Raw genomic sequence first — 13,541 nt, 5'->3', positions numbered from 1 at the left:
ATGAATAATACGGCTGACATTTCAGCCGTTTATTTTTATCTATCAACAACCACTTATCAAAGCCATTTATACAAAACCTATAGCAAAAAAGCAGCCATTATGACGACTGATACTGATACTGAAAAATCCATTAAAAAGCCAAAGAAAACACCCAAGCAAAAGGGGTTGTCTATCGCTAAAAATATCCTCATATATGGCTTGGTATTTGCTGTTATTTATACCGCTATCAATTGGTGGCGACAGCCTATCATGCCAGCCAACCCGCAATTGCAACTGACCGATTATCAAGGGCAAGTCGTTGACTTAGCGGCGCTGAGCAATGAACAACCAACGCTGGTGTATTTTTGGGGCACGTGGTGTCCCATTTGTAGTATCACCTCGCCGACCATAGACAAACTTGCCGCCGCAAATGATTATCCGGTCGTTACGATTGCTATTAAATCAGGTACTGACCAAGAGCTGCATCGCTACCTTAATGAAAACAGCTATCGCTTTACGACGATAAATGATCAAGAAGGCAGCATCTTCGCTGATTGGCAAGGACAAGTGACACCTTCGTATGTCATATTAAAGAATGGCGAGATGACTCAAGGTTTGACGGGCATTCAACCCTTATGGTCGCTGAAATTGCGCTTATGGTTATCATCAGTTTTTTAACGCTTAGCCTGCTGTTTAGAGTCCAGTCGGTAGACAATGGCACTTGCCATCCGTATGATTCAATAGGTGATGCATCACTCGTATAAATGATTGGTTTTGGCTAAAATAAGGACAATACTGACCAGCTCTTTTTACCCTAGCCTTTTTGTCATATAATAGCTGCCAATCTCATTGCCTCTTTTTAGTTTATTGCTATCACGGTATTTTATTATCCATAAGCATATTTTATGTTGCATTCGTCTCGATAGCATTTATTATTGACGTGAGCATATTTATGACGTTGATGCACAGCGATATATTATAAGTGAGAAAGCGATCATCAACGGTTAAGCAGCCAGCTAAGCATTACCCTAAATGTCACATCTGACTTTACATCGATTTTTAATCCATTTTCTAAAAAGACACCTTCTATGACTGATAAAAGTACTGATACGCCAAGCCAGGATTATAAAGACACGCTAAACCTTGCCGACACGCCATTTGCGATGCGTGCAAACCTTGCCAAGCGCGAGCCAGATTGGCTTGCTGCTTGGGAAGCGGATGATGTGTACGGCAAAATTCGTCAGGCACGTGCTGGGGCGACCAAATACATTTTGCATGATGGCCCTCCATACGCCAATGGTCAGATTCACTTGGGTCACGCGGTGAATAAAGTACTCAAAGACATTATCGTGAAGTCAAAAACGCTATCAGGCTTTGATGCGCCTTATGTCCCCGGTTGGGACTGTCATGGTCTGCCTATCGAGCAAAAGGTCGAAGCCAAAGTCGGCAAGGTCGGTCAAAAAGTATCGGCGACTGAGTTCCGCGGTCTATGCCGCGAGTATGCGAGCACCCAGATTGAATTGCAAAAGGCAGATTTTAAGCGTCTAGGCGTATTTGGCGATTGGGACAACCCATATCTAACGATGAACTTCCACCAAGAAGCCAACATCGTACGCGCCCTTGCCAAAATTTATGACAATGGTCATGTGACCCGCGGTATGAAGCCAGTTAACTGGTGCTTGGACTGTAGCTCTGCGCTGGCTGAGGCGGAAGTGGAATACCAAGATAAAGTGTCTGATGCTATCTATGTAAGCTTCGATGTTTTGGATACCGATAAGGTTGCCTCGTTGGCTGACGTAGCGGGCAATATCGCCGCTGTTATTTGGACTACTACGCCGTGGACACTGCCTGCTAACCAAGCCATCTCAGTACATCCTGAGCACAACTATAGTGTGGTGGCGACTGAAAAAGGTAATTTGCTATTGGCCGCGGATTTGGTTGAAACAGCGTTAACGGAACTCAAACTTAGCAATCAAGGCGTGCTAGCGACCGTATCTGGGCGCGAGCTTGAAGGCTTGCGTGCCCAGCATCCACTGATTGCAGACCGCCAAGTGCCATTAATCCTAGGCGATCACGTGACCACCGATAGCGGTACTGGATTAGTACATACTGCACCCGGTCACGGTCTTGACGATTATATCGTGGGTCTTAAATATAACTTACCCGTTGAAAACCCAGTCAGTGGTACGGGCGTTTATCTGGACAGCGCAGCGGTATTTGCGGGCGAGCACATTTATAAGGCCAATCCAAAAATCATCGCCGCACTGCATGACAATGGACATCTAATCAGTCATACCAAGATTGAGCACAGCTATCCGCATTGCTGGCGTCATAAGTCACCGATTATTTTCCGCGCAACGCCGCAGTGGTTTATCAATATGGAAACCAAAGGTCTGCGTGAGCGTGCGCTTGCAGATATCCCAGCAGTAAGCTGGACACCAGCATGGGGACAAAACCGTATCGAAGCCATGATGACGGGTCGACCAGATTGGTGTATCTCACGTCAGCGTACATGGGGCGTGCCGATTACTTTCTTTACCCATAAAGAAACAGGCGAGCTGCATCCAAACACGCTTGAGCTGATGGAAGTCGCTGCACAAAAAATCGATGCGGGCGGTGTGGAAGCTTGGTTTGATGCCAGCTGTGAAGACTTCTTAGGCAACGAGGCTGCTGACTATGATAAAGCAACCGATACCTTAGACGTTTGGTTTGACTCTGGCACGACGCATTTTGCGGTCCTTGAGCAGCGCGATGAATTGACCAATCCAGCAGATATCTACTTGGAAGGCTCTGACCAACATCGCGGTTGGTTCCAGACTTCATTATTGACCTCAGAAGCCATATACGGTCGCCCACCATTTAAGCAAGTACTGACGCATGGTTTTGTGGTTGATGAAAACGGTCGCAAGATGAGTAAATCACTGGGCAATATCATCACGCCGCAGGAAGAGATCAACAAAACAGGCGCGGACATGCTGCGTTTGTGGATTGCCTCAAGCGACTATCGCTATGAGATGAGCGCAGGTAAAACGGTCTTTAAAGGTGCAATCGATATGTATCGCCGTATCCGTAACACCCTGCGTTTCTTACTTGCCAATACCGATGACTTTGATCCTGCGACCAACAGCGTCGATATCAATGAGCTGGTCAGCCTTGATAAATTCATCATTGAGCGCGCGCAAACCGTGCAAGCACAAATCATCAGTGCTTATGATGCCATGGATTTTCACCAAGTCACCCAGCATATTACTGCGTTCTGCTCGCAAGATTTGGGCAGCTTCTATTTAGATATTATCAAAGATCGTCAGTATACGACTCAGACTGATGGACAGCCACGCCGCTCTGCGCAAACGGCTATTTATCATATCGTTCAGGCGCTCATTCGCTGGATTACGCCGATTTTGTCATTCACGGCACAAGAAGCGTGGGAAGTATTGCATGGCGCTGACAATTATGTATTTACTGAAGAATGGTATACATTTCCAGAATTTGAGCTAAGCGCGATCAGCAACGATGACTGGCAACGTATCATGTTGGCAAAGGATATGGTCAATAAACATATCGAAACGGCACGTGGTGAAAAAATCATCAACGCTAACTTGTCTGCCGATGTTAATCTATATGCTGACGGTGCAATGCACGAAAGCTTGGCCAAGCTGGGTGAAGAGCTGCGCTTTGTACTAATCACTAGTAGCGCAACTTTGAAACCAATGAACGACGCTCCTGCCGATAAAACAAGCACAGATGAGCAAACTGACGGCAGCACGGATGAATCAGTAGGCTTAGTGGTCAAGGTGAGCGCCGCAACTGGCACCAAGTGCGTACGCTGCTGGCATATCCGTGATGATATCGGTACCGATAGTGCACATCCAGAATTATGCGCGCGCTGCGTGACTAACGTCAGCGGTGATGGTGAGGTGCGCCACTATGCCTAACCATACGCCTAACTCAACAGAATCATCAAACAACAAGCCGCCATATGGTGAAGTCGATAAATCACCTGAACCAGCTCATGCAACCACAGGCAGCTCAACGACACCGAAAAGTCGTCTGAATAAGACGCCAAAAATGATTGCGAATGGCCGTCGTGCGTTTACGTGGTATCTCCTATCGTTGGTCGTGCTAATTATCGATCAATGGACGAAGTGGCTGGCTGAAACTAAACTGACTTTTCATGAGCCAGTACCTGTGATTGAGCCTTTTCTGAATTGGACATTGGCATACAACTATGGCGCGGCATTTAGCTTTTTGGCAGATGCCGGTGGTTGGCAGAAGTGGTTTTTTTCGGGACTGGCATTGATAATGTCGCTATTTTTAATTGGCTACCTGATAAAAGCCCCGCGCCAAGCCAAGCTACTATCGACAGGTCTAGCGCTAGTGCTCGGCGGTGCGGTTGGCAATCTCATTGACCGCTTGCTACATGGTCACGTCATCGACTTCATCCATGTACACAACGCTGATGTCTGGCATTACCCTATCTTTAATATTGCGGATATGGGCATTAGTATCGGTGTAGCGTTGATTGTCATTGACATGCTATTTTTAGAAAAAAAGCGTGAAATGCCACGGTTGTAACCGTCTACAGCTAGAAATATTAATTCAATTTATAAATAAATAAAAAAGGTGGATTACTCAGTCGTAACCCACCTTTTTTATTCATCATTTTTTCTGATAAAGACTATTGGCATAGAGTATTGCGCCTATACGCCACTCTTAAAAGCTGAAAGTCATGATTGATTACCTCTTAGGAAATTTCTCACGCTTCGATAATTTTTTAAGATAATCTTGAACCTGCTCAGGCAACGCAACGCCCAGCATCTTCAACCATGAAAACAAATGCTGATAATAAATGTCTGCCAGCGTAAAGCTGTCCCCCGCTATATACTCCTGCTCATCTACCCAAGCATAAGCAATTGGTAGGGCTTTTTGGATACACTTCATGCAGTTGTTAGCGGTGCCCTCAGGCCAGTTTTCATAATTGTCTAATACCTTGATTTTGGTGAGTATCCATAGATAACTCTCAATCTCGATCATGCCAAATGAAATTACTTGGCGAAGTTTATAGTTTTTCTCAGCGAAGTTCTCATCTGCTGTGTTTGGTGTCAAAGGTTTGTCAGGGTGTAACTCATTGAGATATTCAATAATAGCCAACGACTCAGTAAAATGTTTGCCTTCATGTGTGATGGTAGGGATTTTACCAAAGGGGTTAACGGCTAAAAACTCAGGACTTCGCTGCTCCCCTTTTTTGCCATCTATTTCTTTGGTCTCATACTCTAAGCCCAGCTCCTGCAATGCCCAAATGACTGTTTCAGCGCGACTTGGATGGGTGTATTTGTATAAAGTAATCACTTGCGTTCGCCTTTTATTATTAATGAAATCCATTTAAGGTTTATCTTTCACAGTCGTGCTTATTGCGTATAATTCATCATACTCGCACAAAATACCAATGCACGGCAACCAGCCACTCAAGATATAAAACTTTGATGTTTCATCAGCCGTTTATTTTAGACTTAAGCATTAAACATCAAAACTACACCGCTCACTATGATAAATAAACAAGTGCTTTTATACCAAAGAATCAAGTAATCCTTGCAAAAATTTCAAGCTTCCTCCTGTCAATATAAACAATAACCCCGCCATATTAATTACGACAGTTAAATAATACGCCACTCGAAATTCAGGCTTTTGCGACTTGTGGCGTAGATACGTCTGCGCAACCATCGCGCCCACCCAACCGCCCAGCGCACTTAGCAGATGCAAGGTTGATTCAGGTGTGCGCCAATCATTATTCTGAGCAGCGGCTTTGTCCTTGGCATACATCATATAAGTAATGAGACCCAATGCCACATACCAACCCACAACCAGCCAGCTGAGCTTATTCATGGCAGCTAACAAGATTAATACGCCATAAAAGCCTACACCAAGAAACAAACGTTTCTTTTGTCCCGCTTCAAAGTCTGCTTGCATGCTACGTTTGTGATTACGCTGACGGATTTTCTGATTTTTTTGCGCCATTTTTTGCTGCACAAAGCTCAGTTCTTGTACATCTTTTGCTTGCATACGCCCTTGGTTGTCTTGCCCAAACGTAAAAACAACGGGCTCACCGACCTCAGGGCGACGGCGCGCTTTAAACTCATTGATATGAAAGAATATTGAATCACCATTCTGTGTTTCGATAAAACCAAAGCCTTTGTCGTCTTGCCACTTTTTAATGTGACCTTGTTGTTTATTTACCATAAAAACCCCTGCCTGCTCTTAGAATTGCCAAATATATTACACTATTTGCGTTACACTATTTACGCTTACATACTCTCCAAGATGGCTTATCATTTCTTATATTATTCGCCAAACCAATTCCTAACCCCGTAATAAATGGCTGTTGACTATGACCGACTCACAATTTATCACTCCCAATGAAGACACCCGTATCACTTTTGGCAGCCTTGTAAAGCTGCACTTTGAAGTGTCACTAGAGAACGGTACGATGATTGATTCTACCTTTAGCCGTGATGCGCCTGTGACGCTTACCATTGGTGATGAAAGTTTATTACCTGGCTTTGAGCAGGTATTAATGAACCTGCGCGCAGGTGACACGCGCTCTGCCCACCTTGAGCCAGAGCAGGCATTTGGCGATTGGAATCCTGACAACATCCAACATTTCAGCCGTACTCAGTTTGCGTTAATCGCTGATAATCCAGAAATCGGCATGATGGTAGAGTTCGAAGACAAAGGCAAAAACACACTGCCGGGTACGATTAGTGCACTCGATGACGATCAAGTCGAAGTGGATTTTAACCATCCCCTTGCCGGACAATCCCTGTTATTTAAAGTAAAAATCTTTAAAGTTACCCCGCCTGGTGTCACTGGCATAAAGCTCATGTAATCGCTTAAAAACTGTCAGCTATAAAAATACATTTACAAAGGACATTCATATGCAATATCAAATGTTGCCACAACTCAATGAAAAAGTTTCTAAGATTTGTTTAGGCACGATGACATGGGGACAGCAAAATACCGAGATCCAAGCACATGAACAAATGGACATGGCGCTAAGCGAAGGGGTGAATTTTTGGGATACGGCGGAGATGTATCCATCGCCGCCAGATAAGGACAAGCAAGGCGATACTGAACGCTTTATGGGTACATGGTTTAATAAAACCAAACAGCGCGATAAAGTTATTCTTGCTAGCAAAATATCGCCGATGGATTTTTTGCGTGATGGGCAAACGCGTTTTAATGCCGAACATATTAGCAGCGCCATCGATGGCAATCTTCAGCGTTTGCAGACCGATTATATTGATATTTATCAGCTCCATTGGCCTGAACGCCAAACAAATTTTTTTAGTCAACTTGGCTATACCGAAGAGATGGCATCGCAACCATTAGATGATTTGACACCATTTCTAGAGACCATTCAAGCGTTAAATGATGAGATTAAAAAAGGGCGTATTCGCGCTTATGGACTATCGAACGACACCGCTTGGGGACTGATGCGCTATCTATGGGAGGCTGATAAAAATGGTTTGATCGCTCCTATCACGGTGCAAAATCCTTATAGTTTGCTAAATCGCTTATATGAAGTCGCTATGGCCGAGATTACGCACCGTGAAAATGTAGGTCTATTGGCTTATTCACCGCTTGGCTTTGGTGTCTTATCTGGTAAATATCTCGATGGCAAACGTCCAGCGGGTGCGCGTCTGACGATGTATGATCGCTTTGCGCGCTATACCAATGAAGAAGCGCTATCAGCCACTGCTCAATACGCCAAAATAGCGGCAGATGCAGATTTAGATATGGCACAGATGGCACTAGCTTTCGTTAACTCACGCTCATTTGTTACCAGTAACATTATTGGCGCTACTACAATCGAGCAGCTAAAATCCAACATCGATAGTATCCATTTAACCTTAAGCTCAGAAATATTAGAAGCGATTGAAGCCGTGCATACACAGCATCCCAATCCATCACCTTAGTTTGATATAGGTAAAGCATTTATAAATTAATGTTTGAGTATTTAGTAAACAAAAAAGGCGCAAATCGCAGTTATAAACTGAGCGATTTGCGCCTTTTTTATTAGAGCGTGTTAAATATTCGAAACTATTAAGCTGTCAGCGCTTAAACTTTAGCGACTTTCGTTAAGACTCGCGAATGCAGTTCCGCCAAACCTTCTTGCATACGGGCTTGTAACAAATCCGTCAATTCACTTTTGCTCAACCCTTTAGGATCTATTGGCTCCAGTGGCAATACATAGGCGGTCACATCTTTCGTATCGAGCACCTTTTTTATGCTCTCTTTCATCGTAAGCTTGCCATAGTAAGGCAACTCTTCACTTAACGTGCCGTCTTTATTGACGTAAGCAATTACCAGCGGGCGTACGGGCACGTCAGCATCTATGGCAGCTTGTAGCAAAGTACCATGAATACGTTTGATTTTTTTGCCATCGGTGGTGGTCGCCTCAGGGAAGAATATGACCGAGAAACCTTTGGTCAAAAAACTGGCAATTTGGGCGGCGACCGACCCTGCATCACCAGAACCACGCTCAATAAATACCGTGCCTGCTGCATGAGCCAGCTTACCAAATACAGGCCATTCACCGATTTCAGCTTTGGATAAGAAAAAAGCAGGACTCAGTGTTCCCACCACAGGGATATCCATCCATGACACATGATTGGATACCCATAATCCGTGGTGCTGCTCTACCCGCTCGACTGCCACAACCTTGACGCCAAAAGAGCCTGCCATTTTGCGGCAAAAGGCTTGAATATAGCGTGGCAATTTTTCGCGTGGGGGCTGCTTAAATGCGCCAATACGTTGGGCGGCGCGCAATCCACCAGCGATAGTGGTGGTCATGCCAGCAATTTGTTTGCCGCGCCCCAACTGTTGTCTGAGTGAGAAGCCTGACTTAGATTGGCTCATCTGTGTCCCTCGTGGTTAAAAACTTATGATTATATATCGTAAACAAGCGCCATGAGTATAACAAAATTTATTCAGTCAGTGACGATTTGTTCACTGAGTTGCTGTTTATTTAACCAGTTCTGCTGCGTTCACTGATTTGCCTATTGCTTTCATTTACGCTGTAACATAAAACCATCGTTAATTGTGCTATAACGCTTTAATATTAACTGATGAGACCACATATATATGGTCATATGAACGCTATATCGACGTTTACTGAATGGATAATAGCGATATATTTACTTTATTAAATAGGTGATACTCTTTGGATTATTTTGAAAGACACGAAGGTGGCGAGCGCGCCATTATAGTACATTTAGACATCCGTCAAATTCAAGATCCTGATGATTTAGGTGAATTTGAGCTGTTAGCAGACTCAGCAGGGGCTGATCGTTTGGCTTTAGTCACAGGCTCACGCCAAAGACCCGACGCCAGATACTTCGTTGGTAGCGGTAAAGCAGAAGAAATAGCAGAATTGGTACGCGAACATGATGCGGATATCGTCTTATTCAACCATAGCTTATCGCCATCACAAGAGCGTAATATTGAAGCCTTGGTTAAATGTCGCGTACTGGATCGTACGGGTTTGATATTGGATATTTTCGCGCAGCGTGCCCGTACTTATGAAGGTAAGCTACAAGTAGAGCTGGCGCAGCTCAACCATTTATCGACGCGTTTGGTACGAGGTTGGACGCATTTGGAGCGTCAAAAAGGCGGTATTGGTCTACGTGGTCCCGGCGAAACCCAGCTTGAAACCGATCGTCGATTGCTACAAGTGCGCGTGAATCAGCTTAAAAGCAGAATCGAGAAAGTCAGACAGACACGTGCGCAAGGTCGAGCCCGTCGCCAAAAATCAGATGTGCCGACGATTTCGCTTGTCGGTTATACCAACGCTGGTAAATCGACACTATTTAACCGCTTAGTCGACGAAAATATTTATGCAGCGGATAAATTATTTGCCACGCTAGATCCCACTTTACGCCGTTTAGACTGGCAGGGTGTTGGTCGTGTTGTTTTGGTCGATACGGTAGGTTTTGTCCGTCATCTGCCGCATGAGTTGGTCGAATCCTTTCATGCGACATTAGAAGAAACCTTGGAAGCAGATTTATTGCTACACGTCATCGATTCTTCTAGTGAAGATATGCATGAGCAAATTCAAGCGGTCAAAGACGTATTAGCGGAGATTGACAATGATGTACCAGTGCTCAATGTCTACAACAAAATTGATTTGACAGATGAGCCTGCACATATTGGTTATGCTAGCGAAGGACAACCCAATCGCGTCTATGTTTCTTCTAGAGAAAACCTAGGTATGGAAGCGTTGTCGTTAGCCGTCCAGCAGCTACTGACTGGCACACTCACCACCTTTGAGTTGACCTTACCTTATCATGCAGGTCAGTTAAAAAACGCCTTATATGAGCTGGGTGTTATTCAGGAAGAGAGCTACGATGACAGCGGGCATGAGTGTTTAACGATTCGCTTGCCAAGCGATACGCTAAGACAGCTACTGGGTCAGGCCAATTTAGAGCCTTTAGATGTATTGCCATTAGCACAAGCCACATTATTGATGCCAGTACTTGAAGACTTCGAAAAGCCTGACGAGGTTGAAGAGCCGACGATGACCGAGTCAGAAGAAAAAGCATTTGATGAGTTTGATGCGCTCAATTCTGAAGCCGCTAAGTCAGAGGAATTAGCAGTAGAAGCGGAAACTCCTGACTCAAAGATATAAATGACTGAATCTGTAAAATAGCTTTATAAAAGACAAAAGGATGATATCCATTGATATCATCCTTTTTCTTGGCACATAGCATTAAATTTTATAGGTTACCCGATCACGAAAACGCGCTACCATAGTCGATGTCTTTTAAAGTGAGCACAAGGTAGCCTGGCGCAAATGATACACTCATTATAGTAAGCTTTATTAGTTTGTCTACTCTCTATATAATCATCGGCTATAGGTTCAACCAATATTCATATCATTGGTATATAGAACACACTTATTAGAGTGCGGTTACCTATTTTGTGGCTCCTATCCTATCTATTTCTAAATCGGCCAGTATTTCTTATGAAATCTACTCATTCCGCCCATTTGCCGCTATGGCTTGCCTTAATCCTGACACTCACGATGGTCATCGTGGTTCGTGAATCAGCCGTTATTATCTGTCAATTAGCAGGAATAGAAAAGGCTGCCAACATCGTTGGATTGGTCGCCATGTTCTTTATTCTAATGGCATGGCGATTACTTAAAGGGTTACCCAGTTGGCTCACCCAAGCCAGTAGTACTTTATTGGTGGATAGCGGTTTTGCTTTTTTGCCCGTGTCTGCAGGTGCAGGTTTACTGCTATTTGCTTTAGGTGATGAGCTGTGGGGGGTTATGCTGACGATGATTATTAGCACACTCATACCGCTTTGGGGACTTGCCATACTTGCCAACCGTTGGCTCAATCACGATGTTAGCATCGATAGCACCACCGTTGAAGAGCACAAAGGACAGCTATGAGCTGTATGAACAAGGAAATTCAATGACTTTTGATAACGTGTTTGTGGCAACCTTTGCGGCGATATTATTAACGCTAACCGCCCATGTGACTGCTCGTGTACTGGCACGTAAGCTCTCATGGCTGCCGATGGTGATTACGGCGTTGGCGCTTGTTCTCTTATTTTTGTTTATTCTACAATGGGATTACAACGATTATTACGATGTTGCCAAGCCTGTATTTGATCATCTATTGGGATATGTCACCGTACTGTTGGCAGTACCATTAGCAGCAATGAACTTTAAAGGTCTACCAGTCAAAAAGCTTACTCTCATAGTCATCCTTGCAAGTGTGGTTGGTGCATTGCTACCGATGTCATTGGCTTATTTATTTGCATTAAGTCACGACACCATACTCGCTTTCGCAACGCGTTCAGTGACCACCCCAATCGGTCTGAGTGTCGCAGATTTAATTAAAGCACCACTTGCCATGGCGAACTTAATTATTATTGTCTCAGGGCTTATCGGTGGTACTTTGGCGCGCTTTTTATTTCGCGGTATCGATGATGACCGTGCCAAGGGCTTAGCACTTGGGTTGGCAGCACATGCTTTTGGTACCGTCGAAGCATGGCAAATTAGCCACACTGCTGGGCGTTATGCGGCATTTGGATTGGCAGTAAACGGGCTGGTCACCGCCGTTTGGGTGCCTATTTTTATCAGTGCACTTTCTATATAACCCTGTTCACAGCACTTTTCAGTGCTCTAAACAGCTTTTATTTCTCATGATTCATTCATTGCCACAGCCAGAATATTCACGTACCACATACGCCTAAAAACAATAAAGCCAATACTCAATCAACGTACTCAAAAATGGTAGTGTGTTGATTTTTTTACAAATTAAAAATGACTTTTATACTTTGTACTGATAATCGTATGCGTCGAAAAGTTATTATATGTTATAGTAAGCAACTATTATTTTTTGTATCCAATGCGAGTGGTTTCTAGTTAGACGTGGTTTTTGCTAGGGTGCTATATCGTTTACAGCGATAAAATCCTACCAGCACGATAACCGCTTAAATGCGCAGAACGACGCGCCTATAGGCAAAGCAATTTGCTATTACTCGATGAAAAGTGATAACCCTATGATAAATGTTACAACCTTAGTGACTCGCTGCTTGTCTCCTCTTCTATTAACTGTCATTACTAGCTCACTTGCCTTTTCTGTTACTGCTCACGCGGAGAGTATGTATATTAAAAAAAGTAACGACGGTCAGATACTACTTACCAATCGCAGTGAACCTAGTGGTAACTTTAATAAGTTTACTAAAACAGTCAAAGTTACCCATTATAAAAAATCCAAAATGTATGATGGCAGTGGCGATAGCTATGGTAGTAGCTCTGCCAGCAGTAGTGGAAGCCGCAACTCATACGACAGTTATATTCGCGCCTCAGCTCAGCGTCATGGCGTAGATCCTGGGCTTATAAAAGCAATGATGCACAGCGAATCTGCATTTAACCCGAATGCACGCTCACCTGTCGGTGCGCAAGGTCTCATGCAGCTAATGCCAGCGACTGCGCGACGCTTCAAAGTCAGCAACCCTTGGAACCCTGCAGATAATATCGAAGGCTCTGCTAAATACATTGCATGGCTGATGAAGCGTTTTAATAACAATGTAGAATTTGCAGTTGCGGGCTACAATGCGGGTGAAGGTAACGTTGATAAATATAACGGCATCCCGCCTTTTAAAGAAACCCGTAACTATGTCAAAAATGTCATGAGCCGTTACCATAGCTTGTATAAAAACGATTCAGGGCTATCAGGCAGTACCATGAATGCTAGTAATCAAATCGCCAATCCAAGTCTCAGTAGCGGCTTACAAAACGTCAGCTATGGCACCAGCAGTAATAGCAATAGTGCCAGCTATGCCAACTCAGCGTATGACGCATTACGCTAGAATGAAGACTGCATGAACAGTAGAATCCAAACGTAAAAAAGCCCGTTAATATAATTAACGGGCTTTTTTGTGCTAAGAGGCTTTATCTAGTAATTCATAATCTATCTTGTCATATTTTTTGAGTTCGATACAAGATTAACAATAAAGCTGATCGGTGAATACCAGACCTAAAAGCT

12 protein-coding genes are annotated in these 13,541 nt (G+C 44.0%); 9 read left to right on the top strand and 3 right to left on the bottom strand.

All coding sequences use genetic code 11. From position 1 onward, the window contains the following. Window positions 1-99 precede the first annotated feature (99 nt). The 3 genes from I3257_RS03910 to lspA all read left to right on the top strand — a co-directional run bounded on the left by I3257_RS03910 (window position 100) and on the right by lspA (window position 4,554). Window positions 100-657, top strand: a complete 558-nt coding sequence (locus I3257_RS03910) for a protein disulfide oxidoreductase (protein ID WP_238048877.1) — start codon at window positions 100-102, stop codon at window positions 655-657. Window positions 658-1,067: 410 nt separating this feature from the next. Next, window positions 1,068-3,914: an isoleucine--tRNA ligase gene (gene ileS, locus I3257_RS03905; RefSeq protein ID WP_238048876.1), complete on the top strand. Its 2,847-nt coding sequence runs from the start codon at window positions 1,068-1,070 to the stop codon at window positions 3,912-3,914. After that, complete coding sequence (lspA, locus tag I3257_RS03900) at window positions 3,907-4,554, top strand: signal peptidase II (RefSeq protein ID WP_201552897.1); 648 nt, start codon at window positions 3,907-3,909, stop codon at window positions 4,552-4,554. Before ileS ends, lspA begins: the two co-directional genes overlap by 8 nt. A 162-nt stretch (window positions 4,555-4,716) precedes the next feature. Here the strand turns inward: lspA and I3257_RS03895 are convergent, their stop codons facing one another. Together I3257_RS03895 and I3257_RS03890 are read right to left on the bottom strand one after the other, a co-directional pair. Then, window positions 4,717-5,328 (bottom strand): glutathione S-transferase family protein, encoded by a 612-nt coding sequence (locus I3257_RS03895; RefSeq protein ID WP_045453726.1) that lies wholly within the window; start codon window positions 5,326-5,328, stop codon window positions 4,717-4,719. A gap of 216 nt (window positions 5,329-5,544) precedes the next feature. After that, window positions 5,545-6,216: a cold shock and DUF1294 domain-containing protein gene (locus tag I3257_RS03890; RefSeq protein ID WP_045453724.1), complete on the bottom strand. Its 672-nt coding sequence runs from the start codon at window positions 6,214-6,216 to the stop codon at window positions 5,545-5,547. A gap of 148 nt (window positions 6,217-6,364) precedes the next feature. Between I3257_RS03890 and I3257_RS03885 the strand changes: the two genes are divergently transcribed. Together I3257_RS03885 and I3257_RS03880 are read left to right on the top strand one after the other, a co-directional pair. Next, complete coding sequence (locus I3257_RS03885) at window positions 6,365-6,862, top strand: peptidylprolyl isomerase (RefSeq protein WP_109591020.1); 498 nt, start codon at window positions 6,365-6,367, stop codon at window positions 6,860-6,862. 49 nt (window positions 6,863-6,911) lie between these two features. Beyond that, window positions 6,912-7,952 (top strand): aldo/keto reductase, encoded by a 1,041-nt coding sequence (locus I3257_RS03880; protein WP_238048875.1) that lies wholly within the window; start codon window positions 6,912-6,914, stop codon window positions 7,950-7,952. Window positions 7,953-8,094: 142 nt separating this feature from the next. Here the strand turns inward: I3257_RS03880 and I3257_RS03875 are convergent, their stop codons facing one another. Next, window positions 8,095-8,895 carry a lysophospholipid acyltransferase family protein gene (locus I3257_RS03875; RefSeq protein WP_109591016.1) on the bottom strand — a complete coding sequence of 267 codons (801 nt, stop codon included), beginning with the start codon at window positions 8,893-8,895 and terminating at the stop codon, window positions 8,095-8,097. A gap of 304 nt (window positions 8,896-9,199) precedes the next feature. On the opposite strand from I3257_RS03875, the gene hflX reads away from it, so the two are divergent. The 4 genes from hflX (at window position 9,200) to I3257_RS03855 (ending at window position 13,365) form a co-directional block, all read left to right on the top strand. Further along, window positions 9,200-10,663, top strand: a complete 1,464-nt coding sequence (gene hflX / locus I3257_RS03870) for a ribosome rescue GTPase HflX (RefSeq protein ID WP_045453716.1) — start codon at window positions 9,200-9,202, stop codon at window positions 10,661-10,663. 336 nt (window positions 10,664-10,999) lie between these two features. Further along, a complete protein-coding gene (locus I3257_RS03865; protein ID WP_238048874.1) occupies window positions 11,000-11,434 on the top strand; it encodes a CidA/LrgA family protein in 435 nt (144 codons plus the stop codon). Between the two features lie 22 nt (window positions 11,435-11,456). Beyond that, the gene (locus I3257_RS03860) at window positions 11,457-12,146 is read left to right on the top strand and encodes an LrgB family protein (RefSeq protein ID WP_238048873.1); all 690 of its coding nucleotides are present in this window, start codon (window positions 11,457-11,459) and stop codon (window positions 12,144-12,146) included. A 406-nt stretch (window positions 12,147-12,552) separates the two neighbouring features. Continuing rightward, window positions 12,553-13,365 (top strand): lytic transglycosylase domain-containing protein, encoded by an 813-nt coding sequence (locus I3257_RS03855; RefSeq protein WP_045453808.1) that lies wholly within the window; start codon window positions 12,553-12,555, stop codon window positions 13,363-13,365. Window positions 13,366-13,541 lie beyond the last annotated feature (176 nt).

The sequence above is a fragment of the Psychrobacter sp. Ps7 genome, from assembly GCF_022129225.1.
GTDB lineage: Bacteria > Pseudomonadota > Gammaproteobacteria > Pseudomonadales > Moraxellaceae > Psychrobacter > Psychrobacter immobilis_A.
This window is presented reverse-complemented; position numbering and strand designations above follow the sequence as displayed.